Annotated in this window: 14 protein-coding genes and 1 pseudogene; 10 read left to right on the top strand and 5 right to left on the bottom strand. The window is 43.9% G+C overall.

The window, feature by feature from the left end:
• The first annotated feature begins 15 nt into the window (after nucleotides 1–15).
• The 4 genes from QWZ05_RS03390 (at nucleotide 16) to QWZ05_RS03375 (ending at nucleotide 6,273) form a co-directional block, all read left to right on the top strand.
• Nucleotides 16–651, top strand: coding sequence for an RpiB/LacA/LacB family sugar-phosphate isomerase (locus QWZ05_RS03390; protein ID WP_290296531.1), 636 nt, complete (start codon nucleotides 16–18; stop codon nucleotides 649–651).
• A 303-nt stretch (nucleotides 652–954) separates the two neighbouring features.
• On the top strand, nucleotides 955–2,721 hold the full coding sequence (locus tag QWZ05_RS03385) for a sodium:solute symporter family protein (RefSeq protein WP_290296529.1): 1,767 nt from the start codon (nucleotides 955–957) through the stop codon (nucleotides 2,719–2,721).
• 109 nt (nucleotides 2,722–2,830) lie between these two features.
• The gene (gene uxaC / locus QWZ05_RS03380) at nucleotides 2,831–4,252 is read left to right on the top strand and encodes a glucuronate isomerase (protein ID WP_290296527.1); all 1,422 of its coding nucleotides are present in this window, start codon (nucleotides 2,831–2,833) and stop codon (nucleotides 4,250–4,252) included.
• A gap of 17 nt (nucleotides 4,253–4,269) precedes the next feature.
• A complete protein-coding gene (locus QWZ05_RS03375) occupies nucleotides 4,270–6,273 on the top strand; it encodes a heparinase II/III domain-containing protein (protein ID WP_290296525.1) in 2,004 nt (667 codons plus the stop codon).
• 475 nt (nucleotides 6,274–6,748) lie between these two features.
• Here the strand turns inward: QWZ05_RS03375 and QWZ05_RS03370 are convergent, their stop codons facing one another.
• Genes QWZ05_RS03370 through QWZ05_RS03360 form a run of 3 tightly spaced genes read right to left on the bottom strand, consistent with a single transcriptional unit; the run spans nucleotide 6,749 to nucleotide 12,531 of the window.
• Complete coding sequence (locus QWZ05_RS03370) at nucleotides 6,749–9,745, bottom strand: tyrosine-type recombinase/integrase (RefSeq protein ID WP_290296523.1); 2,997 nt, start codon at nucleotides 9,743–9,745, stop codon at nucleotides 6,749–6,751.
• Complete coding sequence (locus QWZ05_RS03365) at nucleotides 9,738–11,960, bottom strand: hypothetical protein (protein ID WP_290296522.1); 2,223 nt, start codon at nucleotides 11,958–11,960, stop codon at nucleotides 9,738–9,740. The genes QWZ05_RS03370 and QWZ05_RS03365 overlap by 8 nt, the downstream gene beginning before the upstream one ends.
• On the bottom strand, nucleotides 11,953–12,531 hold the full coding sequence (locus QWZ05_RS03360; RefSeq protein WP_290296520.1) for a hypothetical protein: 579 nt from the start codon (nucleotides 12,529–12,531) through the stop codon (nucleotides 11,953–11,955). The genes QWZ05_RS03365 and QWZ05_RS03360 overlap by 8 nt, the downstream gene beginning before the upstream one ends.
• A gap of 743 nt (nucleotides 12,532–13,274) precedes the next feature.
• Between QWZ05_RS03360 and QWZ05_RS03355 the strand changes: the two genes are divergently transcribed.
• Both QWZ05_RS03355 and QWZ05_RS03350 read left to right on the top strand, forming a co-directional pair.
• Entirely contained in the window at nucleotides 13,275–16,682 is a 3,408-nt protein-coding gene (locus QWZ05_RS03355; RefSeq protein WP_435433658.1) for a transporter substrate-binding domain-containing protein, read from the top strand.
• A pseudogene (locus QWZ05_RS03350) lies at nucleotides 16,670–17,104 on the top strand (transposase); the annotation flags it as partial. The gene QWZ05_RS03355 and the pseudogene QWZ05_RS03350, both read left to right, overlap by 13 nt.
• A gap of 69 nt (nucleotides 17,105–17,173) precedes the next feature.
• On the opposite strand, the gene QWZ05_RS03345 reads toward QWZ05_RS03350, so the two are convergent.
• Nucleotides 17,174–17,785 carry a hypothetical protein gene (locus QWZ05_RS03345; protein ID WP_290296519.1) on the bottom strand — a complete coding sequence of 204 codons (612 nt, stop codon included), beginning with the start codon at nucleotides 17,783–17,785 and terminating at the stop codon, nucleotides 17,174–17,176.
• A 184-nt stretch (nucleotides 17,786–17,969) separates the two neighbouring features.
• The gene (locus tag QWZ05_RS03340) at nucleotides 17,970–18,485 is read right to left on the bottom strand and encodes a porin family protein (protein WP_290296517.1); all 516 of its coding nucleotides are present in this window, start codon (nucleotides 18,483–18,485) and stop codon (nucleotides 17,970–17,972) included.
• A 357-nt stretch (nucleotides 18,486–18,842) separates the two neighbouring features.
• On the opposite strand from QWZ05_RS03340, the gene QWZ05_RS03335 reads away from it, so the two are divergent.
• From QWZ05_RS03335 to QWZ05_RS03320, 4 genes are all read left to right on the top strand, one after another.
• Nucleotides 18,843–19,745 (top strand): phospholipase A, encoded by a 903-nt coding sequence (locus tag QWZ05_RS03335; protein ID WP_290296515.1) that lies wholly within the window; start codon nucleotides 18,843–18,845, stop codon nucleotides 19,743–19,745.
• Nucleotides 19,746–20,071: 326 nt separating this feature from the next.
• Nucleotides 20,072–21,157, top strand: a complete 1,086-nt coding sequence (locus tag QWZ05_RS03330) for an efflux RND transporter periplasmic adaptor subunit (protein WP_290296513.1) — start codon at nucleotides 20,072–20,074, stop codon at nucleotides 21,155–21,157.
• Nucleotides 21,158–21,166: 9 nt separating this feature from the next.
• The gene (locus QWZ05_RS03325) at nucleotides 21,167–24,271 is read left to right on the top strand and encodes an efflux RND transporter permease subunit (RefSeq protein WP_290296511.1); all 3,105 of its coding nucleotides are present in this window, start codon (nucleotides 21,167–21,169) and stop codon (nucleotides 24,269–24,271) included.
• Between the two features lie 14 nt (nucleotides 24,272–24,285).
• Nucleotides 24,286–25,800, top strand: a complete 1,515-nt coding sequence (locus QWZ05_RS03320) for an efflux transporter outer membrane subunit (protein WP_290297116.1) — start codon at nucleotides 24,286–24,288, stop codon at nucleotides 25,798–25,800.
• Nucleotides 25,801–25,843: the final 43 nt, after the last annotated feature.

Here is a 25,843-nt window from a genome sequence, read left to right as displayed (position 1 = left end):
CTGCAGGAGTATCAAATGAAAATTGCACTAACTATGGAAAACAGCCAAGCAGCTAAGAATGCTATGGTTGCAGCTGAGCTAAATACAGTTGCTGGTGGTTTAGGCCATGAAGTATTTAACGTTGGTATGACTGATGAGAACGATCATCATCTAACGTACATCCACCTTGGTATCCAGGCTAGTCTTCTACTTAACTCTAAAGCTGTTGACTTTATCGTAACAGGTTGTGGTACTGGTCAAGGTGCATTAATGGCAAGCAACCTTCACCCTGGTGTTGTTTGTGGTTACTGCCTAGAGGCATCTGATGCATTCCTATTCAACCAAATCAATAACGGTAACGCACTTTCTCTAGCTTTCGCTAAAGGCTTTGGTTGGGCTGGTGAACTAAACGTTCGTTACATCTTCGAAAAAGCATTTACTGGCAATCGTGGAGAAGGGTACCCAGTTGAGCGTGTTGTTCCTCAGCAAGCTAACGCCAAGATCCTAAATGAAGTAAAAGCTGGTGTATGTAAAGATGTTGTTGCTTCTCTACAAGCAATCGATCAAGAGCTAGTTAAGCAAGCGGTTGGTAGTGCACAATTCCAAGAATGTTTCTTCGCTAACTGTCAAGTAGCAGAAATTGCAGAGTATGTTAAGTCACTAATCGACTAATTTACAACACCTTGTAGCAGTGTAAATGGCTTTATTGCTACGAGGTTTGGCTCTACAGTTTATTGGGAAACTGATTTGCACCTTCCTTTTAGGTTGGTGCTTTTTTTGCGCCTAAACTCCACTAGATGCTTGGTAAGTGCATCAGTCATGTAAGCTAAAAATTCAAACAGAAATATGTAAAGCATCGTTTCATTGGTCACATTTTATGTGTCAGTGGATGGTATTTTTGTACTGTAAAATTATTATTGAACCATTGGTTTGTAAAAACCTAACTATTATTTTAAATACGCCTGAGGTAAAACAATGAACATAGATATACTCGTAGTTGGAGTCTACTTTGTTTTCATGATCGCGGTTGGATTGATATTCAAACGTTTTGCTGGAAACTCTACTAGCGACTACTTCCGTGGTGGCGGTAAGATGCTTTGGTGGATGGTGGGTGCAACAGCATTCATGACGCAGTTCAGTGCATGGACGTTTACTGGTGCCGCGGGTAAAGCTTTCACGGACGGCTTTCCAATAATGACCATCTTTGTAGCGAATGCGTTTGGCTTCCTACTTTCTTGGTTGTTTTTCTCATACCGCTTCCGCCAAATGCGTGTAGTCACTCCAGTTGAAGGTGTGCGTCGCCGATTTGGTGCGACAAATGAACAGGTGTTTACCTGGGCAACGATGCCAACCAGTATCGTGTACACAGGTATTTGGTTAAACGGTCTAGCACTATTTGTGAGCGCAGTATTTAAGATTGATATCGAACTGACCATCGTGGTGACTGGTCTTATTGTTCTATTCATCTCTGTTATTGGTGGTTCGTGGGGCGTTGTTGCTTCAGACTTCGTTCAGATGGTTGTGATTATGGCAGTTACGGTAGTGTGTGCAGTTGCTGCTATCGTAAAAATTGGTGGTCCAAGCAACCTTATTGAGCAGTTCCCAGCCGATTCGATCATGGGACCAGAGATGAATTATCCGTTGCTGTTTGTTGCATGGTTCATCTTCATGTTTGTTAAGCAGCTTCAAAATATCAATAACATGCAGGATTCTTACCGATTCCTAACTGCTAAAGATTCTGTTAATGCGCGTAAGGCGGCACTATTAGCATTTGCTCTTATGTTAATTGGTCCTGCTATTTGGTTTGCGCCACCTTGGGTATCAGCAATCATTTACCCAGACGCAATCTCTGCGCACGCAGACGCTTTGGGTGGTAAAGCAGCTGATGCGGTATATCTCGTGTTTGTAGAGCGTGCGATGCCAGTAGGTATGGTAGGTCTACTTATGTCTGCTGTTTTTGCAGCTACGATGTCATCGATGGACTCTGGCCTGAACCGTAACGCCGGTGTTTTTGTTCGCAACTTCTATAGCCCGATCATCAACAAAAACGCATCAGAGAAAAAATTGATGCGTGTGAGTCAACTGGTTACTTCAGTATTTGGTGTACTTATCATTATGGTAGCGTTGTTCATCAACTCACTACGTGATTTGAGCCTGTTCGATGCAATGATGTTCGTAAGTACTCTCCTACAGATGCCTATCCTTGTTCCACTATTCTTTGGCATGTTTATTAAGAAAACACCGGATTGGGCTGCTTGGGCAACGTTAGTTGTTGGTATCGGTGTTTCTTACTTAGTGAGTTTCGTTATAACTCCAGATGCTATTGCAAATATGATTGGCCTGGAAGGTGGATTTACTTCTCGTGAGGCATCAGATCTTCTTGTAATGAACGGCATTATTGGCCACTTGTTTATTACTGGTGGTTTCTTCTGTCTAACAACGAAGTTCTACAAAGAGCCACAAGGAGAGCGTGCTGAAGAGATTACTGAGTTTTGGACAGATGTTGCGACTCCAGTTATTGAAGAAGAAGGTCAAGATGAGTTCGACCGTCAACAACGCAGTATGCTGGGCCGTTTGATTCTTGTCTTCGGTGCTCTGGTTATGGCTATGGTTCTTATTCCTAATCCATTCTGGGGACGTATGGCCTTTGTTTTCTGTGGCGGTGTTGTTCTAACCGTTGGAGCTCTGCTTCTTAAGAGTGCTAATGTGACCTCTAAGCTTAAAACACAAGCTCAAAGCTAACCACTATTAAATATGAATTGGCCACTCAGTTTTGGGTGGCCTTAGTATCAAATAGAGTGATTAGTCAGGCGAGATCAACGCCTGCCTAAGTACTCTCGAGAAACGCATAATGGAACAAAAAAGTTATATTCACGACAACTTCTTACTGACCTCTGACTTAGCACAGAAGCTGTTTCATACATACGCTGCAGATCTGCCAATTATTGACTATCACAATCATTTGGATGCAAAAGATATTTGGCAAGATACTCAGCATGCAAATCTCTCAGAAGCTTGGTTACACAGTGACCACTATGTTTGGCGAGCAATGCGTAGCAATGGCATCAATGAGCACTTTATTACTGGTAATGCCCCGGACAATGATAAATTTGCTCAGTGGTGTGAGTCGATGCCTTACTTATTGGGTAACCCGCTTTATCAATGGTCGCATTTAGAGTTGAAGCGGTTCTTTAACTGTGATTTGTTGTTAAACCCAGATAATTGCAAAGAAATTTGGCAGCAATGTAATGCACAGCTTGAGCAAGGGCGAAATAGCACTCGTGAAGTATTAAAAAGCTTAAAGGTTAAGACTCTATGCACAACAGATTCACCATTGAGTCATTTGCAGTACCATGCTGCTTTGGCTGAATCAGATTTTGATGTTCAAGTGTTGCCGACATTTCGTGCTGATGAGTTGTTTGTTTTCAACAACTCACGAGCACTCAATGAGTTGATCGATAGATTGCATACCTTAACGACAATACCTGCAACAACATTTAAAAACTTTGTTACAGCTATTGAAGCACGTATAGAAAACTTCCACCGCTTAGGTTGTCGCTTGTCTGATTTAGGTCTAACCACCGTAGACTTTGCCGCGTGTAATGAACAAGAAGCAGAACGACTTTTTTTCAAAGCGTTACAAGATGAGTCTCTGACTGAGCACGAAGTTACCCAACTTAAAACCCGCTTATTTATCGAGTTAGGTCGTTGTTATCACAAATATGATTGGAGCATGCAAGTCCACATCGGTGTGCTAGTTAATGTTAATGAACGTCGTAAGCAAGCCTTAGGTGGCGGTACGGGTTTCAGTGTTATCAATGATCGCCTGATTGCAGAGAATTTAGCTCAGTTATTGAGTGCCCTGGATGAGCAAGAGGCACTACCTAATACGGTTCTTTACAACTTAAATCCGAATCATAATGCCATCTTAAGCTGTATGGCAGGTGCGTTCCAAGATAGCGATGGCTCTGCGGGTAAAATCCAATTTGGCGCAGCTTGGTGGTTTAACGATCACAAGGATGGCATGGAAGCCCAATTGACTACGCTGAAAAACTTGGGTGCGTTGGGCCGTTTCGTCGGCATGCTGACAGATTCACGCAATGTCTTCTCATTCAGTCGCCATGAGTATTTCCGTCGAGTGCTGTGCAATTTGTTGGCCAAATGGGTGGAAGAGGGTGAGATCCCGCACGATGAGACCCTACTCAAGCAAACCATTGAGAACATCTGCTACAAAAATGCAGAGCGCTATTTCAACTTCAATCAAATCGCCTAATTAGGGAGTTAATCAAGATGTTACAGTTTACAGCCCAAGAAATGGCGGCGATTAAACAAAAAGCAAGCCGCTCAACCATTGAAGCACTCATAAAAAATAATGAAGTTGTCCTAAACAACGACGTGCTGGTTCCTGTTGATGGGCGAGCGACGTGGAACCTTTATTACTTCTGCCCTGAGCACGGCGTGCGTTTGACTTGGGATAGAGACAAACCAGAATCTCATTGCTGCCCGGTGGATGGTAAAGAGTTCACTGGAGAGCCGTATGACGGCGCTTGGTGGCGCTGGTTGAATGGTCTTAACGCAAAAGCGTGTTATGACCTTGGTCTGCTTTGGCACTTGACCGATGAACCTGTTTATCTCGAAAGAGTTCGTGAGATCCTGTTAGCTTACGCCACTTACTACCCTGATTATGAAGTGCATGGCGGCATTCCTTACAATGGCCCGGGTAAAGCCAATGCTCAGACGCTGTGTGAGGCTAATTGCCATATCGATCTCGCTCGTGGGTACGATTTCATCAAATCAGCACTCACAGCAGAAGAGCAAGAAAAAATCGAGGTATGTCTGTTGCGTGAAGGTGCAGATTTCCTTATTGAACACCGTACCGACCAGCTGCATAACCATGAAATGAAGATCAATGCGACCATTGGTGTGATCGGTTTGATTTTGGATGAGCAACAGTATTTAGATTTTGCCCTAAACACAGATTACGGAATTCACTACCAACTTAACCATGGCGCTATTGGCGATGGCATGTGGTTTGAGGGCTCTATTCACTACCACTACTACGCACTGCAAGCGTTACAAAACTTCGAAAAAATGGCGTGTAACACGCCATACTCAGTGGCATCGAATCCTAATTATCTGAAGATGATGAAGTACCCGCTACAGCTGGTACTTAACACAGGGGATTTCCCACGCTTGAATGACTGCATCGCAGGACAAGAGAAGCTGACTCATGCACATTTGTTCGAATTCGCCTACAAGCAGCATCCTTGTGATGAGTTTGCAAGTGCGCTAGCAAGCATTTATCAAAATATCAGTCGAGACAATATCGATGCGCTGCTTTATGGTGTCGATGAGTTGCCTCATGCGCAGCCACTTAAATGCCAGTCAACCCATTGCCCAGAAGTGGGTATCACGATTGAGATCGACAAAGCTCGCAATAATGCCATGCTGCTTAAACACGCCCCATATGGTGGTGAGCACGATCATTACGATCGCCTAGGGCTTATTTTAACTCGTGATGGTCAAGAGATCCTGCCTGACTTGGGTACGACAGGTTACGGTGCTGAGCTGCATTACGGCTACTACAAGAATACCGCGACACACAATACGTTGGTTGTGAACCAGCAAAACCAACCACCGATCGATCCAACGTTGTTGAGCTATCAACAAGGAGATGATTTTACCTTGGTGGATACACTCGCTGATTGGTCGCAACCTGAAGCATCGGTCGATAGCCATACCATTGTTCAGTGGGATTCTGCAGCATACAAAGAGGTTGCGTTCCGTCGCACTATGCTGTGGTTTGGCGATTTAGCACTTGAGCTCAATGTGATAGATAACCCTCACCGGCAGAAGTTGGATTTGACTTATCATGTCCGTGGCAAGCATAAAGATAATGAACAGCGTGTTGCCATTGATAACCCTCTTGACGGTGCATTAGCCCGCATGATGGAGACACACTTAGTTGAAGCTCAACGCAGCTTTACACAAGGCTATAAGATTGAAGGGCAAGCGGACTATCTTCAGCATGTGATCACTGATGGTGATGTAGATGTGTTGACTGGGTATGCGCCAGATAATCCAGCAACCTCGGACCTTGCATATTCTCTGATCCGTTCGAATAGCACAAAGCTAAGAGCAGTCGTCTTACATGACTTGAGCTCGAAGCAGATGACCTTACTTAAGAGTGCTAATTGGGTAGGGGATACTATCAAAGTTTGTATTTTAAGGAATGAAAGAGAACAACGTTTCGAATATACATTGTCTGATTGTCACTTGGTGGCGAGAACTTAGAGTTTATTACCGAAGACTAGGTGAAACTCTGCAGACAAGTTTTTCCTGAAGTTCGTTAGTGCTTTCATGTTTGTCAATTTTGGTGGTCCTGAATCTATAACTTATTAGTGGAAGCACTTACTGTAGTTGCACTTCTGACGTTAGGTATGCGTTTAGGCTGATTTAGTATTAAGTTACTTCTCAGCCTGAAGGAGTTGAGCCATCGACACACAGTCTCTCAAACTATAGCGGGCGCGTTACCTTACTTTTCAATGTTACATTGAGCTTCTCAGTGGCAAACTACCTTTGTTTGGAAGGCTTTCAATCAAGCGTCTTGACTATCTAGAAAAGATGCAGAAAAAACAAAGACAAAATGTCTGAAACGCAAAGCGCTCGGTAAAGAATACCGAGCGCTTTTATATTCTCTGCCGCAGAGCGGCTTCGTTCAACAAGGTTATGTCCAAAAATGTTTCAGAGATTGTTCAATCCTTAGTGTTTAATTTGTAGACATATCCCCACTATTTGGATTCATCATCATAATGCCCATCATATGGAATAAATGCAGCAAAAGTGGGGATGATTGCTTAGTTTTTGGCTTGTTGTTCATTCGTGAACTAGGGTGTATTAATTCCAATCTAACCGCCCCCTGTGCTTTTTTACTACGACCTGATGGTTTCCTCTCCTTGTACGTTTTAATACCTTTGAGGGCATCGACCCACTCCGTTTTTTTTACGCTGCTATCGAGGTACTGCGTTGCTGCGCGCCAGTGAGCCTTGGGGATAAATAAGTGGGTGGTCTCCAGAAACTTGTTCAATTCAATGGGCGAATTGAAATGGATACCTGAGCGAGAAACACTGGCGTGCTTAAGGGCATACGTAATGGTATCGACGATAGCTTCCTGATGTTGCTGGTAGTGCTCTTTTAAATCTTTTATGTATTGATTTTGCGTTTTCATCTCAATGGAAGTTTTGAGTGCTGAGGGCAGAAGTTTCGTCGAGCGGGCATTAGAAAAATGACGTGAGTATTGCTGACCAGCCGACTCAGTGGAAAATGTTTTGATGTGCTTGGCATTGCTGACCCACTTGTCTAGAGTTGCCTCGGTGATTCTTAGCCTCGAACAAATGTCGTCATGACTAAAACCTTGCTGATATAGCTCTAAAGCACTCTGGCAAATCGGAAAGGAACGGATTTCTTTATCATCTTTAATATGGAGCGTGGGCACAATGCCATTGTCTATGTTGGTTGATAGCTCTTGAATAGCGAGCTTTTTCATCAAATAGGGTAGGACATATCGTTTGAGTCTTTTCTCCACAGGAACCTTTTGAGGCAATAAGCCCACTTGGCTCATCGTGCCTTGAGGAAGCGCAAAGTCGATATTTTTCAGTTTTTGAGCAACGATCCAGTCAGAAAAATGGAAATAATGCTCAAATGTCATCCGTGGCGACTCATGACCCGCCATAGAGGCAATGACATCGTAGCCGTTCATAGCCGATTTTCCAAACACGATGCTTTTGATTTGCTTGAGCTGGTTTCTATCGTATGGAGATAACTGTTGGGGTAGTGAGCTTAAGTCATCTATTTCCAAGATAAGTTGCAGTCTGCTTAAGCAGCTATGGCGAAGGTGGTGAAACACAAAATAGTTCAACTGGGAAAGGGTCTTGAGTAGTTCCCCAACGAGCATAGAAACTCGAAAGTTATCGACCGGAAGCTTTGCGTCGGCGCCAAGCGAAAAGAACGGGTGCTTTTGTCCAAGTGGTTGTTCCTGCTTGATATGGTAATAGTCGTTGATGATTTGGGTTTCATACTTAAGCAACATTGGGTAGAGAGGTACTTTCCGTAAACTCGCCGCGGTTTTGTTTTGGCCAAGGTGATTATCTCGAACGGATAGCCAGCCAGTTTTGGAATGCTCAATGTCCTTGATTCGTAACTTGGCCAACTCATTGAGCCTTAGACCGCATCGATAGGAGAGGATACACATTGATTTAAGGCACAGCTCATCGGCTTCATTTAGCCCCTCAATAGAAGAGATGCCGTTAAGTAGGCCTGTGAATAGGGCTTCATCGACAAATGCGGCGCGAGTATGGGCTTGAGTCGGGTCTGTGTGTAAATAATCACTCGAAATAGGCGTAAGTACATTGGCTTCCACAGCAAAAGCGTGTAAGTCTTTGAGCCGACCTGCAAAGTACTTCTTCGACTTGTCTGACGTGTGGCTGTCGATGGTTTGCTTATAGATTTGCTCTAATGCTTCACCGTTGAGTGCATTCAGTGGATACCTTTCGCACAGGTAAAGCCACTTTCGTGTCAGACTGGAATGGTACGCTTTTAATGTACCAACACTGCAGGTGTCTAGCTTATGGCGATACCATTGGATGAGTAAGCGTTGGTTTATTGCTTCTTCACTCGATATTCCTCCTATCAACGATTCTAGGCTTTGCTTGAGTGTTGCTTTGCTCACTGGTTTGAGGGTTCCCTTTGGGCGAAAACAACCTTTTAGTTTGTCAAAGAGTCCAAGGTGTTGTGATTTTGGCTTCGCTTTCTTTGCACTGACCTTTGAGTCTGAGGAAGCCGAACCGGAGGTAAAGTTGATATCCGTCAATGGATAGACCATTGGGTGAATCAAGCGGGCAAGGTTGCTCGTCGGAAGCCCGTAAGATTTTGTTTTACTCACCTGGTATTCAATGAGCGCCTGGCTGATTGCTAAGTCAGATTGGTTTTCTGCCACGTACACAGAGGTTTGGCAAAGCTGGCTGAAAGTCAGGGCGCATTGGTTGTTTGTTAATATTGCGCTCAGTTCACCTCTATCTTTAGGCGCTTGCCAGCTATGACGCTGCCACCGTTTCCACATACGCAACAAGCCAAGTGTAATTGGATGAAGATAGCATTGAAATTGAGTGAATTTATTTCCCGCGATATCAACATTGGTATTAAACCGCTTTGAGTCGATGGTCACGCTAATAAAAGGCGAGTGATTCCAATGATTCACTTTGACGCTTGAGTTAACAATCAATTGTTGGAAGGCGTCTACAACATCAGGGTTCGCTTGACCGCTATGATAGATGAGCGAAAGGATGAGATTCCGAAAAGCTTGCTCTTTGGATGGAGCGGGCGACTTCAGTAGCTCACCGAAGTACCAATGCTGATAGAACTCATAGCCTTTCCAAGCATTCTGCATCCAATCGAGCGTGCGCAGTGGTTTAGGTGACTTTTTGGTGACAATGTAACTTGGAGGGCTGACCTTCCAGTTATAGAGTTTTTGATAACTGAGGACGTTTTTTACACCGACGTTAAAGGCACGTCGGTAATCGCCAATTCGCCCAAATATGTGGGTGATGTCATCGATGAACTTCGCCCAGTCTTTATAAAAACGTTCAGGCTTCGGCACTATGACTGGGTTCGGGAAATATTTCTCGAATACTTGCTGTGCTTTTTGATTGACTCGCTCTATCTGGTTCAGTCGATTTTTACGGCGAGCTTCGACACCAATCTCAGTCATAGGTGGCCTCTACGCCAATATCTAACAGGTGTTCGTTAAGGATGTTTGAGATCGTCACCATATGTTGGCGGGTGAGCGTACTAAACTCGTGAAAACTGCGCTTCGATTGATTCATATGCCCCATCCAAGCGTTAATGACTGAGGTGTCAACGCCCTTTGCAGTTAATAGGGAGCGTGTGTGATGTCGTGCCCAGTTGGCTTGGAGAGGGAAGACTGCGTCAATGAAAAATGTGTAGTTTGATGGTGTACACGGTTCATACCGACTTTCTCTTAAGTAGAAAAAGAGATGTGTCTCCCCTGCGAGTAAGCGTTGATATTCGAGTGATAACTCCGGTTGAGTGTTGTCGAGCTGTAGTACACGTCGCTTGCAGTAGCTCAAATAGTTGTTGAGGATTTTAATCGCGATTTCTGGAAGCTTGATGACGCGGCTATTATCACCAAAACCGGACTCTTTGTCCGAAATCCAATAGTCTCTTGTTTGCAGTGATAAGTGCGTGATTTTTCCAAACCAACCGGTGACGGGGCGATAGCCTGATGCAATCGCAAGAACAAGCTGAGTGTAAATTGTGATGTTGTTATGGAAGCATTCATCTTTTGGCTGCTTTGAGTTCAGCTTTGACTGAAGGTGGGAAAACAAGGAAGACAATACATCCGTTTCAATATACAGGGGTGAACCAAGCGATGAAGGGTTGGGAATTTCATCGAACAGAGTGAACGCGGAGGGTTCTAGAGTTAAGTGTGATAGGAAGTCCAAGTAACGGTTGTATGTTTGAAGTAAGTATCCATGACAAAGCTGGAGGTAAAACACAGCAGGTATGGTGTTTATTACCTCACCTGTAAGCAAAGCAATAATGGTCGAGTCAACATTTTCATGCGACAGCTTCTGTCTGAGATAGGATGTTACTTTTCTCAGTGTTAGATGTGTATCATGCCGTTTGTTAATGTAACTGAGCAATCCTTTCAGCTCCGCTTCTTCCACATCTCTGAAAGTAAGGCTACTCAAGCTCTGACAGACAATCTGCGGTAAAGGCAACCAAAACTCTTCCGTGGTTTTTGTCAGAAGAGGCAGGAGCTCAGTACGCTGCTTTTGAGAAGGCAGCCTGTGCTTTCGGCAAAAGCCTACGAGCTTTCGGCGCGAGGAGCGTTTACTTTTCAGTTTTTTTGCTTGGGTGTAGGTACTGCCGCTAAATAGCATAACAAGCAATAACTTGGCTGCCATCAAAGTGTTTGAATTGGTGCCGATTTGTTCCATGCAATAGCGAACCAAGGCTCCTATTTCATAAATAGTCGCACTGTCTATATCGCAAGCCAAGCTCATGTCTCGCTTTTCAATACGAGCTTGAATGGCGCGAGCATGCAATGCCCCAGCTGCATAGCTCGGTTGATTATCGGTATAGCTGCTGACTATACTTGTCGTTCGACTGCTCTCACCGTGGTGGTCTTCTTTTTGCCAGCTATGACTCGTTGATTTGGGGCCTTCGTTGAACTGTGTTAGCTCAAATAACCCTTCTTCACCATCGTCATCGAGTGTTTTGAGTTCACCTTGCTCAAGGCGACCACTTTTTTTGAATTCATTACTAGTAACATTACGAGTGTAGCCGTCCGAGTAGTTTAAAGTGGACTCATAGGGTCGGCGATAGTGATTAAGTTTGTCGACCACTTGGTTTGGGGGACGATCATCATTCTCTTCATCAACAAGAGTTTGAAACGCTTCTACAAGCTGGTGAAAATTGAGTTGCTCAATGTCTGGTAAGTAAGCGGCCATTGTTTCTCGTTTACCATTGGCAAATAACCTCACGTCATTACAGATGTCTTTGATTTTTGATTGATGCGTGCCAATAAATGAAAGGCGCGCCACGGATAAAAAAGTCAGCGCTTTATATTGGTCGAATTTGTTTCGGTCATAGGAGGTCAGTAAAAGGTTGGATGACAAGAAAGCAGGTAGATAGTGGACACCAAGATTTTTACTATTCGAAATTGAGATGACTATATCGTGCAAATTTGCCGAAGCTGGCGGGCGTTGTACTCTATGGGCTTCTGAAACAAGAAAGGGGATTTCAGGGAATTCGTTTCTATATTCTTCTCTGATGACGGCACATAGCCGAATGACTTCAGTTGCGATAAGAGCATTGTGACTCTCGTCGAATGGGAAGAGCTGCGTTAGAAAACGCTCGATATTCTTATGTTTAAACCGCTCTTGTACGCCCTCAAACATCTCGTTTTTTCTCCTGTAACAGTCGCTCAAAAATGGAAGGTTCTTCATTGGACGGCGTTTCTTGGAGTTGTGCTTTGGCGTTTTGCTGAGCGAGAGAGCTTCTAGAAGAATGTGTTATGGCGGAGAGCTGTTTTTGGCTCAATTTATTCTTATCAAAAAGAGACTTAATGATGGTGTTTGGCGCCTGTTGGTTAAGTGCTCGACGAAAGTCCTCTGCTGATTTGTTGTCGATTGAGGAAAGCATGGTGCGTAACACGGCCAACCATGCTCTTTTCTCGACTTCAACATCATTCATCTCATCGTGAATAAGCACTTCGCAGTCGATGAGCTTCAGTGATGTTAATGAAAAACTGAAGGATTCAAATCCGGATATAATGGCGATTTTGTTGTTTGATATGCGCACGGCCTGAAGTGTGAGACCGACATTAATCTCATCTAAAGACGACTGCTGCATAACCGCTTTATCCACCCAAAACTGCCGAGTATGAAAGAACGAAAAGGCGGGGAGGGCAGCTCGATGAATCGAAAATTCTAATCGATTTTTTGAACGATTTGATAAAATATGAGACATTTCAAACGCTCGTTTAAGTCACAAAATGTACAATAAGTGTACATTGTTTGCGACTCAAAGTTAAAAAAATCGATCAAAAATGGTGAAAAATGGGATTGAAATTTGATAGGGGGTAGTTTGATAAGCTATTGAAATTTAATTTTATTAGTGTTTTCATCCAATAAAAAATTGAGTGGGTGTAATGCTTCCAAGCTGATGATGCGGGTTCGATTCCCGCTGCACGCTCCAACTCCTATCTGTTGTAAATCCAATCTAAATATTAAAAAAAACAAACGCTTTATTGCGTTTTTTTACGTTCAAAATTCAAGCTCAAGACATTACTTTTCATGTTGGTGGTGAAACTGGCCGATAAAGGGCTTTGAAACTCTCAACAGCCGTCGACGTTGGGTTGAAGCCTACGTGCGCTGGTACAACCAACAACACACAGTAAGCTAAACTAGGTCACGCCTTCACAGCGTCACAATGGGCAAGATAAAGAGATCGTGAAGCGTCATGCTGAGGTATTACTCGCTACAAAATAGCTAAACCCTGAACGATGGTTAAGTGATATAAGGAACTGTGAGCCAGTGGGTGAAGCTCATCTGAATCCAGAAAGATAAGCTGCTTGATAAGTAAGCAAATGATGACCGCTACCCTGAAAATTTTGGTGTTGGTTAATATTACCATGCTATCTCCTAGTCGAGCAGGGTGGAAAATGATATCTTGGTGTTGTTATTGGATTGTTAATTCAGTCGTTTGCAAGGATGCATATGAAAGCGAAAATTTACCTACTGCCTATGTTTCTTGTGTTGTTTCTCTCACTTTCGTCAATGAACGAAGTGCAGGCTACTGAGACAATTAAAATCGTCGTTCCTGAAGGAAGTGTTGCCCCTTATACTTACGTCAAGGACGGTGAACCGACGGGATACTTTAGTGAGTACTATAAGCTTGTCGCTGATGAAGCGAATGTACAGCTTGAGTGGGAGATTTTTCCGAATCGTAAAAAGGTTGTTGAGCATGCTGTAACCAGCCTTGAAGGCTATATAACGGAAGGGGCGAAAGTAGATCGTTTCAATGATGACTTTGTTTTTGGCGATGTTCTTCTTCAGAGGTATGTTGGTACGTTTTGGCGAGATGGAAGAAAAGACAACCTCGAGCAATTGACATCAGAATCGTTACGTGAATTAACCATAGCCAGCCCGGTTGGTTTTAGCATTACCGAAAGTTTCAAGGCCAGTTTTCCAGATGTGAACATCGTGGAAACGAAAAACCTAAAAGAAGCGTTACAGATGGTTGCTTCTGGAGATGCCGACGTTACCTTCATAGACATATCGATAGGCTTACATATACAGCGAGCGGAACTGATACCTAATTTACGTGTTTCCCCAGCACCGAAGTTTATTCAGCCTTTCTTTCAGCCAATACATGTAATGTATAGCAAGGCCGTTCCTGAAGAATTGATAAACAAATTTGAGCAAGCTCGCCTGCGCCTTGACCCTTCTGTCTTAGATTCGTTAAGACAAAAGTGGTTCATCGATTTTCAAACCAATTCTGTCGACCTTGGCCTCACTAAGAATGAACGTTCATGGTTGTTGAAGGCGCCAAAGATTCGCGTCTCTACATATGATGATTTTGCTCCTTTTGTGTATGAGAAAAATGGGCGATTAAAAGGGTACTCAATAGACTACCTAAACTTAATAGCTAATCGCCTAGGTATCGAGTTTTCCTATGGTTCGAGTAAGGACTGGGCCCAACAGCTTGATATGGCGAAAGATAAAAATCTGGATGTTTTGCAATTTGTTCGGTACCGAGAAGATATTGATCAGTATATGGACTTTACATCTTCTTATTTTGAAGGCTCTGAAACGGCATTTTTTGGTCGGGAAGGCACGGCACCAATTAAATCTATCTACGAAGTTAACGAGCAAGTGATTGCCGTAACTAGGGGCTATTTAGAGCAACGTTATCTAAGTGAAAACCATTCAGAACTCAATGTTAAAGCCTATAGTACCCCAGGAGAAGGGATCAATGCTGTACTGCGTGGTGAGGTTGACTATTACTTATGTGAAGTAATAACCTGTAATACTCACTTGTATAAAAACTTTATTTCTAATGTTGAAATTAAAGGATATTTAAGGTCTGAATCAGGCAATTTGGCAAATAAAGCGAGATTAGCCGTTCGGGGGGATTGGCCTCTACTTACTTCTTCTATAAATAAGGCCATCGACTCCATTACCCGAGAAGAGTTGCGAGAGTTACGTGATAAGTGGATGACAATTACTCGCGAACGAAATGACTTGATAGATACATTGAGCCCTGAAGAAAAGAAGTGGTTAGAGCGTCACCCTCGTCTCGCGTTTAGCTCGGCCCTACGTGCAGCCCCTTTCGGGTACATTGATACGAATGGTGAACTTGGGGGAGCAGCTGTTGATATTATCGAACGGTTTGAAGCGCACTATGATTTACAGTCTCACCTAGAAAAGTATCGAAGCTGGACGGATACATATAACGCATTGTTGGCCGGAGATTTAGATTTCGTAATGACGATGAACATTACTCCAGAGCGTAAGAAGCAATTACTCTTTACTCATCCAACTCATAGACTTAGTTATTCGATACATACTCAGCTAGATAAGCAATTACTTGCCAACATTTCTGATCTGAAAGGCAAGAAGATCGGTGGTGCAAAAGGTAGTGGTATCGTCGAAAAAATAAAAGCGGGATACCCGGAGATTAACGTTGAAGAGTATAGCAACCTCCAAGATAGCCTAAGAGCACTATCCAATGGGGAAGTTGATGCCGTTGTAGAGAGCCCGTTGGTTGTTAGGTACCTTTCTCAAACAATGGGGATCAACAATATCAAGGAATCAGGGCAGACAGAGTATTCACTGGAGATTGCTATTGGTGTTCATCCATCTAAACCCGAGTTAGTTAGTTTGTTTAACAAAGTGATTGCATCCATTGGTTCCGAGCAGATGGCATTACTGACAGAAAAATGGAGTAACGTTACTGTCGTAGAGAAAAATCGTTGGCAACCATATTTGTTATGGGCCTTAGGGCTTGGTTTATTGTTTATCTCTGTCACTGTCACGGCGGCTTATTACAACCGGAGAAAAACACTGGCGGTGTTGCAAAAGACAAGTACGCAACTTGGTAATGCCCAACGAGTCGCTAAATTGGGCAGTCTAGATTTTGACAGCGAGAATCATTTGCATAGCTTATCTCACGAGGCCGCTCATATTATTGGCGTGGCAAAGGGGCGTTCGTTATCTCGCCTTGATTTTGTGCAATTGATTTACCCTGAAGACCGAGAGGTTTATCTCTCTGCGTGGGCAAAGGCGCTCACAACAGGTTTGGTCAATATTGAGTATCGGCTCGAACAATCTGAAGGGTTTAAGTGGGTAAATGAAATTGCAGAATGTAAGTTTAGTGAGAATGGAAAGTTGGCTGGTGGCTCAGCAATTATTCAAGACATCAGCTTATTTAAGAGAAACCAGCAATCCTTGATTGAACAGCAACATGAATTGAGAGAATTGGCTTCAAAACTTCTTAGCGTACAAGAGGAAGAGCGTAAGCGCGTTGCGAGAGAGTTGCACGATGATTTAAGTCAGCGCCTTGCCGTTCTATCGATTCAGGCTGGAACCCTTGAAAGGGATATTGAGGATGTAGCAACCAAGAACACGCTGAAAGAGATAAAAAAGGGTTTAGTCGGTATTGCAGAAGATACTCACGGATTATCCCGTCGTTTGCATCCCTCAATTTTAGATGATCTGGGTCTCATTGAGGCCCTCCGTTCAGAAATAGATAACTTTAGACGTAGAGAAGAGATAGAGGTAGCATTCTTTTGTTCGGCCAAGAAAATCGAACTGCCGAATGATTCAGAGTTGGTTGTATTTAGGATCGTTCAGGAGGCGTTGAGAAATGTGTCAAAATACTCTGAAGCATCGAAGGTTGAGATCAGTATCGCCATAGTTCGTAATAACGTGGTACTGCAAATAACGGATGATGGTATGGGGTTTGACGTTAAATCCGCTCGTGTTTCCCCTGGGCTTGGTCTCAAAAGTATGATGGAACGCTCTCGTCTGATTGGAGGGCAACTAGATATCTCATCAGAAGAAAATAAAGGCACTACCATTGAGCTTGTACTGGAGAAGTATAAGCCGGTGAGCTGACACTATCGGGTGTAATCGATGCGAAAGTACTCCCCAACTTACTTAGCCAAACACGCCGAACCATCAAGGAAATCTCGGCAAATAGTGCATACGAGACAAGAGAATGTCACAGGGTGATTAGGGCAAAGAAAGCGAGACCTCTAGTCTCTCGGCGTGAGGGGCAGCATTCTGGGAAAGGGGCATCCACGTAATCTGGCAGTTGGCTGCTAAAAGCTCATGGCTCAAACAGTAAGCGTAAACAGAAGTATCGTTACCATAAGCGGTCATTGTCGGAGACCGCTATGTATCGTGTAAAACAACGACTAGGTGCTTCACGCTCAATTCAAAATTACAACCCATAAGTCGCTGAGACTGACGCCATGACTAAAGCACTCAACAAACTAACTGGGATAGGTATGCCCAAAACTCACGATATTGCTTAAAATGTGAACGATTTGGCTAGCGTTCACTCTTAAGTTAAATTAGGCCGCAGAGCCTAAGTAAACGACAAACTAATTACAACTCCCTTTTTCTTCACGCATTAGCAATACCCAATCACACCCAGCAAAGACGAACTTCATACCGAGAACACTCGTTAACACATATTCTCCATTCACTTGCCATCCTGTAATAAACATCAATAGAGCTGCGATAGTCAGGGTAAAGTCGAGCGAATGTTGGGCAAATTTCGCTTTTTCATCACGGAGTACTGCTTTTAATATCGCAGCACTTTCTCTAACTAAGAAAAAGAGTACGCTTGCCCCTGTTAGGTAAGTGAGCGTGGTCTGTGTATGTTGACTGATGAGTAGGGATGCCGTGAGCAATGAGATAACAGATAGAGCAACGGTTCTAATGCCTTTTGCTTGGATAAGTGAAGTAACGCTATGCGGTTGTTTTGTTGTCAAAAAAGTCAGGGCTAACGCACAACAAGCAAACAAAATCGAGAGTGAAACTGCAAACCCGATTTCAGTCAGTAAGGGTTTTGCGATAGCTAGCATTCCAAGTAAGCACAGACTGCAACCCGTTGTCACTCTGATTCCCATATCGTGTATTAAGTCTAAATTACGTGTGGAAAAAGTGAAATGGTTCTTGGGGAACACTGAACTGGTGATGTTCATATTCATAGCGTAGTCCTTTATAGAATGAGTTTAATTTACGCTCTTATTTTATTACTGATGTGGATAAATATTCACTCGTAGAATTACCAGTGATAGGGTGAGGAATTACTAATAGCCTTTCAAATAAAAAAGAGCAGGCTAGGCCTGCTCTTTATAGATGTTTAATTAATATTTATAAATATCAAATTAATTAGAATCGGTAATCGACTGACACAACTACTTGCTGCGTGTTATCAATTTCCACACCTTTCTCTTCAAAGTCCAGAGCTAAATAGCGGTACGACAATTCAGTTGTCCAGTTGTCATTAAACTCATACATTGCGCCGACTTGTCCACCCCAAACAAACTCAGTGGAACTCTCGTTAGCCACTTCGCTGTCAGCAGCACCGATAGAGACACCTGCAAACAGGTTAATGTTGTCATAAACAGAGTAGAGATAGTCATAAGAAGCGATAAATTTAGTTTGCTCTAACTTGTCCATATAACCAACAGTGCCCATTACACGGTGGTTTTCGTTGAGGATGGCACCACCACGAAGCTCGTACGAGGCATCTTCACCGTTTGTTGCATTGCTACCACTCACGTCATCATTTTGGTAGCCGACACCCGCACCCACGAACCAATCGACATCCATATCAGCTGCAATTGTTGGTGCCGCGATAAGTGCTGTTGCTAGAAGTGGTGCAATTGTAGTTAGCTTTTTCATAGTCTGTTTCCTAATAGTCAATGTGATTTTTTAAAATGTTTTTCAAAGTATTTAAACCAAATCAGAAGCAATGTTGCTTGGCTTAGGTACATAATGGCTAATTTATTAAATTGGTCATACTGTGAAATTTACTAGTCGAGAAGCAAAAAAACACTTACGGTTTATTTTGGTTTGAATTTGGTAAGTTAAACGTTGACTTATATAAAGTCAGTTAGTGAGGGTGGGTAATTGTAGGTAGTATTGGTAAAATTACGAGTTGTTAGATTTGCGGTGTCTAATTATTGTTCATATTAAGTCTTCGAATATGAGTACGGGATAAATTCTCGTGTCGTAACAATAAAGAGGGAAGGAATAAAGATGAACAAATTACATCAATGCCTACTGCATACACTGGTATTACTACCGACGAGCACAGCGGTGTTAGCCCATGAAAGTCATGAGCATGACGTAGAGCCAGAAAAAAAAGAGTTATCGATGGCAGAGCGGAGAATACAGCAAGAGAAAGATACTCAAGATAACCCATTTGTTTTGACGCCCCACAAGATGAACTACATATTGCCTTACACCAAAACTGACTCGATTAACCGTGCCGCTTACGATAGTCGTCCGGATTGGCAAGAGAACTTTGATGATCAAGAAGCGAAAATCCAACTGAGTATCAAAGTCCCCCTTAACTATGGTGATCTATTCGCCCCAGATGATGCCCTCTATTTTGGGTTTACGGCTCAGTCTTGGTGGCAAATTTATTCAGACGACATCTCCGCACCTTTTAGAGAAACCAATTATCAACCGGAGTTGTTTTACGTGGCACCGACAGAGTGGCAGCATTTTGGGCATAACTTTGGTTGGGGCGTCGGTATTGAGCATCAATCGAACGGGCGCAGTGAGCCTCTTTCAAGAAGTTGGAACCGCGCGTATTTACTTGGCTTTTGGGAAAAAGAAAATACGGCGTTTGCTATTCGTCCTTGGGTTCGTATCAGCGAAGATGATGCAGATGACGATAATCCAGACATTGAAGACTACATGGGTAACTTCGAGGCGACAGCGGCTTATCAATATGAAAGTGTGAAGTTTTTCGGCACTGTCAGGAACAACTTCTCAACCCACAAAGGCTTTGTTGAATTGGGTGTCACCTTTCCCATCTGGAAGCGCCTAAGAGGCTATATCCAATACACCGATGGCTATGGTGAATCACTGATTGATTACAATCATTCACAGCGTCGATTCGGTATCGGTATTGCGCTGACAGATCCCATCTAAATCAAGCGTTTCTCTAAGTCTTCTCTCATTTATTTTTGCACGATGGAAAGCGGCTTTCGAGCCGCTTTCCATCGTGTCTAGCTACTCCCACTGTCGCTCGACTAGTAAGGTTTTTGCTTCCCGACTAGTAAAATTTACAGTGCCTACTAGTAACTCTGACAGTATTTAAAACGTCCCCCTTACCGCAAACTTACATCATCAATTACGGAATGATGTTTGAGCCAACCCATCGGCTCCAAAGCCAAGTTCTCTTACATACATTCCATGTATTTAACGGCACCTCAAGATACAAGCTTCACGGTGCAAAGAACTACGAAGGGAAGACTATGAAAAGCCAATCAAAGAACACCCTAGTTGCTATCGCTGTCGCAGGCATCCTTGTTGGATGTAGTGATGAAGCGGTGACTGCAGCTGACAAAACGCCGCGTCCAGTAAACGTTATTGAACTAGGCCACCACGACAACTCATATCAACAGTATTTTGCGGGCCGACTAGAGTCGGTTGATGAAGCCAATGTCGCTTTCCGTGTACCAGGCACAGTAGAAGAAATCTATGTTGCAACAGGCGATGTTGTTAGCAAAGGTGACAAGCTCGCACAGCTAGACTCTCATGACTATCAGGTCGCATTGATGGAGCTGCAAGCGCGCTTGTCGGAGGCTGAATCAGCATTTCGTCTAGCCAATTCAGAGCTGCGCCGTGTTAAGCAAGCTATTTCAGAAAACGCCATTGCTAAAGTGAACTTAGACCGCGCTCGCAGCGGTTATGAGCGTAGCAAAGCCGCTGTAGACGTGGTTAAGCAAAACATTAAGAAAGCGGAAGATGCAATACGTTATACCACGCTTGTTTCGCCGTTTGATGGTGTTGTTGGTCAACAGAATACTGAACAGTTTGAACAGGTTCTTCCGGGTGTTCCTGTTTTTCAAATTCACAAACCTTCTAAGCTACAAGCGGTTGTTGATGTACCAGAAAGCTTGATTAATCGTTTTGGTTATGGCCAAAACGCACAAATCTCATGGCATGGTGCAGAAGACAAAATTTCGGCAAAAACATCGGAAATTAGTACGGTTCCTCATCCAATCAAACAGACTTATTCCGTGGTGTTTGAATTAGCTAGCAACGATGCTTCGGTTCTTCCGGGTAAAGCGGTCATTGTTGAAGCCGAGTTCGCGAACCCATCTGGTGTTTATTGCTTGCCTTACTCGTCTATGACTAAACGAAATGATTTTCAGAATGTTTTTGTCGTGGATAACGGCAAAGCAGTTTTAAAAACCGTCGAAGTACAACATCTATTAGGTGATGACATTTGTGTTACTGGCGCACTAGATGCTGGTGACCAAGTGATTATATCGGGTGTTGGAACGATGAAATCAGGCCAAGCGGTAGGTGAGATTATCACCGCTCAAGCGAAGTAGGAGGCAATTATGAACCTTGCTGAATTTGCCATTAGACAACGAACTTTTGTCGCCTTTTTTACCGTGCTATGCATTATTGCTGGTATCGCCTCTTACTTTGAATTAGGAAAACTTGAAGACCCAACCTTTACCGTTAAAAGTGCAGTAGTTGTAACCATTTACCCTGGAGCTTCAGCCAAAGAGGTGGAAGATCACGTAACCGATAAAGTGGAAACAAAACTGCAAGAGATGGCAACCTTGAAAGAGCTGCGTTCGCTATCCAAGCCTGGCATGTCGATGATCTTTGTTGATTTGCGTGAAGACCTGACAACCGCAGACCTACCACAAGAATGGGACTTACTGCGTCGTAAAGTTAGCGATGTGAAGCTGCAACTTCCTGCAACCGCTCAAATTAGCGTGGTGCAAGATGAATTCTCAGAAGTCTACGGCATGATGTTCGCGATGACCAGTGATGGCATTCCAATGGCAGAGCTGAAAGACAACGCTCAAGAGTTGCAACGTCGCTTAAAAGCCATCAAAGGTATCAAAAAGATTGAACTTCACGGTGTTCAACAACAAGTTGTAAACATTGAATTACCTGAAGAGCGTCTAGCACAATACCAAATGTCTGCCGCACAGGTTATTTCACAGTTACAAAGCCAAAATGCAATTTATGATGCAGGTCGATTTAAAGCGGGTACCGAGCGTATTCGTATCGAAGAGAATAGTGAGTTTCAATCGGTTGAAGATATTGAAAACTTTGTCATAAAAGGCGGTGTAGGTGAACTTGGTACTGGCCTTATCCGTCTGGGCGATATTGCTAACATTACTCTAGAGTACTTAGAGCCAGCAATGAGCATCAGTCGCTATAACGGTACTAATGCCATTACTCTTGCGGTGAGCCCTGTTGATGGTGTGAATGTTGTGTCGCTGGGTGATGAGCTTCGCTCAACAATTGCAGAATATAAACAAACACTGCCTATGGGTGTTGAGATTGAAGATATTGCTTTTCAGCCTTATGAAGTAACCAAATCAATCAACAACTTTGTGAGTAACCTGCTAGAGAGTGTCTTGATTGTTGTCGTCGTACTTTGGGTCTTCATGGGTGTTAAGAGTGCTCTGATTGTTGGCTCAAGCTTAGTTATCACTATCCTATGTACGCTGATTTTCATGAACGCAATGGACATTTCGTTGCAACGTGTTTCTCTGGGTTCGTTCATCTTGGCTCTTGGTATGCTGGTAGATAACGCCATCGTGATTGTTGATTTGTTTATCGTAAAACTCAACAAAGGTATTGAACGCACCAAAGCTGGTATCGAAGCAGTAAAAGAGACGTCTATTCCGCTACTTGGCGCAACAGTGATTGCATCGATGGGGACACTGCCTGTCTTTATGTCGACGACAGATGCAGGTGAGTTCGCATTGTCAGTACCACAAATCATGATGTCTTCACTACTGTTCTCATGGCTAGTGGCAGTAACGGTTACGGTTCTAATGTGCTGGTTCTGGATTAAGCCACAAGCTACATCAGAAGAGCAAAAAGAGTCAGCATTCATGAAAGGCTATCGTACAGGGGTAAGCTGGATGGTTGATAACCCTAAGAAAGGTCTTTCAACCCTAATTCCGGTAATTGCTCTGACGGTAGTATTGATTCCACAACTATCAGTTGTGTTCATGCCGACATCTGACCGTGCGCTTGTGTTCTTGGATTACTGGCTACCGAACGGTTCGCAAATTGAGCAGACATCAGAAGAGATGCGCGACATTGAACAGTGGCTACTAGCGCAACCAGAGGTGAAAGACTTTACAACATTTGTAGGTGCCAGTGCTCCTCGCTTCTCAGTGACAGTAGAACCAGAGCCGTTTGACCCAGCATACGGTCAGATTCTGATTAATACCGTTGACTTTGAATCGATTGAGTCACTCATTGAACGCGGAGATGCTTGGTTAAAAGCGGAATTTCCACAAGCTGAACCACGTTTTAGAAAACTAAAACTCGCAACAAAAGACAAGTTCAGCCTCGAAGCACGCTTCAGTGGCCCTGACACAGAAGTTTTGAAAGAGTTATCACTGCAAGCCCAGGCGATTTTTGAGGAGAACCCATACACCAAATACATCCGTGATGACTGGCGTCAACAAAGTAAAGTGCTGAAGCCGATTATCAACGAAGAGCAAGCTCGTCGAGCAGGGATTAACCGTACAGACATCGCGCTCGCACTAAAACGTGCTTCTGAAGGTCTACCAATTAGCCAACTTAAAATCAAAGATGAGCTAATACCGATTCAAGTACGCAGCGTGGATGTGACACTAGGTGATTTAGATTCAATCCCAGTGCAGTCGCTACTCGGTGTTCACACCGTACCTTTAGGTCAAGTTGTAGATGGGTTTGAGTTTGAATTTGAAGATTCAATGATTTGGCGACGTGACCGAGTGCCAACCATTACGGCTCAAGCGGGTGTTCAGGGTGCAACTGTTGCTATAGCGCGAGAATATAGCCGAGAAGCTATTGAATCAATTGAACTTCCAGATGGCTATACCATGAAGTGGGGCGGTGAGTATTTCGACGAGCAAAAAACGATTTGGGACACCTTGTCTAACTTACCAACAGCACTACTGGTCATGATTATTATCATGGTGGCAATGTTTAACGGCTTTAAGCAACCAATCATCATCTTCGGCACATTGCCTCTCGCAATGACAGGAGTGGTAGGCATGCTACTTCTATCAGGCAAACCATTCGGTTTCATGGCATTGGTGGGTGTGATTTGTCTGTCGGGCATGATTATCAAGAACGGCATCGTTCTGATGGACCAAATAGAACTGGAACGTGCAAATGGCGCAACACTGTCAGATGCAATCAAAGAAGCAACACTCAACCGAACAATGGCAATTTCTATGGGCGCACTTACAACAATGTTGGGCATGATCCCACTGATGACAGACCTGCTGTTTGACTTAATGGCTGCAAGTATTATCGGAGGCCTGGCAGTAGCAACACTACTATCACTGTTTGTTATGCCGGCACTCTACAAGCTTTTTTACCAAGGTGAAGAGCAACAGGAACAGCAAGACCGAGTATCAACTAGCTCAGAAGAGCAAAGTGAAACCATTAACTCAGTGACTGAACAAGCATAACCGAGGACAAGATGATGAAACTACGTAAACTCAGCCCAGTACTGCTCTCTCTTATCCTAGCTGGTTGTGCGGTAGGCCCTGACTATGAAGCGCCACAAGACGTGGTGGGTAACGACTTCTTGTACAGCAACGTACAAGGTGTCGAGCATAGCGACCAAGTTGTGCAGTCTCAATGGTGGTTGGCGTTTGGTGACGAGACACTAAACCAACTGGTTGAAGAGGCGCAGAAACAGAATATCTCTTTAATGATTGCAGGCGAGCGTATCAAATCAGCGCAAGCTTACCAGAAGGCGATTGAGTCATTTAAAGTGCCAACAATCAGTCTTTCTGCTGGCGCAACAAGCTATCAAATCAGTGAAAACGATCCACTGGCCGGCCCACTAGTCACACCTGGTGGCCTGGGCCCTCAGATTGGTCAAATTACGGATGGTGAAGCGTTGATGGACAACCAGTATGAGTTCGGTACGGTAAGCGCAAATATCACATGGGAGGCGGATGTGTTTAACCGCCTTGGTTATCAAGCTGAATCTGCACAGATTCGTGCAGAGCAAGCTCAGATTGTAAAAGAAGGTATGACAACTCTGATTACAGCCGATGTGATCCACAACTATTTACAGTATCGCGGTGCTGAAAAACGCCGCGCGATTGCGCAAGAGACGATTGAGTCTCAAGAGCAAACTCTAAAGCTAGTGCAAAGTGTAGTTCGCAGTGGTTACGGTTCAGAGTTGGACTTGGCACAGGCGAAAGCGGCTCTCTCAGCAACTCGTTCAGTATTGCCACAGCTAGATATAGCAAAAAGTGTTCATAAACAACGCCTTGCTATTCTACTGGGTCGCACATCCGCAGAGATGAATGACGAGTTAAAAGAGACGGCAGTTCTTCCTGACTTTAGTGGCGTTGTGCCGGTTGGGATGCCTTCGGATGTGTTGAAAAACCGCCCAGACATTCAGCTTGCTGAACGTGAAATGGCAGCGATTAACGCGGATGTTGGAGCGGCAATTGCGAACAAATACCCTAAGTTTTACCTAACAGGCTCACCAGGCCTCCTCGCGGGAGACTTTAGTGACTTGTTCAGCAGTGATTCAGCGGCATGGGTGGCGAGTGTCGGTGTGAACTGGACGATTTTTGATGGTGGCCGCTCTGATGCCATGATCGAGATTCAAGAAAGCCGCTTCCAAACTGCTGCACTTTCTTATGAGCAATCAGTGAATACCGCGATTACTGAAGTTGAAACGTTACTCTATGCGTATGGCAGTAGCCAAGAGCTGCAGACTTTGACAGCAGATACCCGCGTTCAGGCTGATAACACATTTGCTAAAGCTAACTCGCTGTATAAAGCAGGGCTGGTGGACTACATGACGGTTTTGGATGCGCAGCGTCAACAGAACTTGATTAAAGACCGTCAGGTCTCGGCAAGCCTTCAGACGTCACAAGTGATTGTCGGCTTGCACAAAGCACTCGGTGGTAACTGGGAAGTACAACCTGAGATTTTAGAAGTGCCTGTTTCATTAGAGTCTAACCAACAGTAATTAACGAGGTCAGGTTGTTTCGCCAGCCTGACCGTCTAGCGCC

It is taken from the genome of Vibrio agarivorans (assembly GCF_030409635.1).
GTDB classification, from domain to species: domain Bacteria; phylum Pseudomonadota; class Gammaproteobacteria; order Enterobacterales; family Vibrionaceae; genus Vibrio; species Vibrio agarivorans.
The sequence above is the reverse complement of the archived record's forward strand: the minus strand, read 5'-3'. Positions and strand labels throughout refer to the sequence as shown.

Bases quoted from the DNA above. Each gene is read 5' to 3' on its own strand.
- QWZ05_RS03385 (WP_290296529.1), top strand. From the start codon at position 955: ATGAACATAGATATACTCGTAGTTGGAGTCTACTTTGTTTTCATGATC.
- uxaC (WP_290296527.1), top strand. From the start codon at position 2,831: ATGGAACAAAAAAGTTATATTCACGACAACTTCTTACTGACCTCTGAC.
- QWZ05_RS03335 (WP_290296515.1), top strand. From the start codon at position 18,843: ATGAACAAATTACATCAATGCCTACTGCATACACTGGTATTACTACCG.
- QWZ05_RS03320 (WP_290297116.1), top strand. From the start codon at position 24,286: ATGAAACTACGTAAACTCAGCCCAGTACTGCTCTCTCTTATCCTAGCT.
- QWZ05_RS03330 (WP_290296513.1), top strand. From the start codon at position 20,072: ATGAAAAGCCAATCAAAGAACACCCTAGTTGCTATCGCTGTCGCAGGC.
- QWZ05_RS03375 (WP_290296525.1), top strand. From the start codon at position 4,270: ATGTTACAGTTTACAGCCCAAGAAATGGCGGCGATTAAACAAAAAGCA.
- QWZ05_RS03325 (WP_290296511.1), top strand. From the start codon at position 21,167: ATGAACCTTGCTGAATTTGCCATTAGACAACGAACTTTTGTCGCCTTT.
- QWZ05_RS03345 (WP_290296519.1), bottom strand. From the start codon at position 17,785: ATGAATATGAACATCACCAGTTCAGTGTTCCCCAAGAACCATTTCACT.
- QWZ05_RS03365 (WP_290296522.1), bottom strand. From the start codon at position 11,960: ATGTTTGAGGGCGTACAAGAGCGGTTTAAACATAAGAATATCGAGCGT.
- QWZ05_RS03390 (WP_290296531.1), top strand. From the start codon at position 16: ATGAAAATTGCACTAACTATGGAAAACAGCCAAGCAGCTAAGAATGCT.
- QWZ05_RS03370 (WP_290296523.1), bottom strand. From the start codon at position 9,745: ATGACTGAGATTGGTGTCGAAGCTCGCCGTAAAAATCGACTGAACCAG.
- QWZ05_RS03360 (WP_290296520.1), bottom strand. From the start codon at position 12,531: ATGTCTCATATTTTATCAAATCGTTCAAAAAATCGATTAGAATTTTCG.
- QWZ05_RS03355 (WP_435433658.1), top strand. From the start codon at position 13,275: ATGCATATGAAAGCGAAAATTTACCTACTGCCTATGTTTCTTGTGTTG.
- QWZ05_RS03340 (WP_290296517.1), bottom strand. From the start codon at position 18,485: ATGAAAAAGCTAACTACAATTGCACCACTTCTAGCAACAGCACTTATC.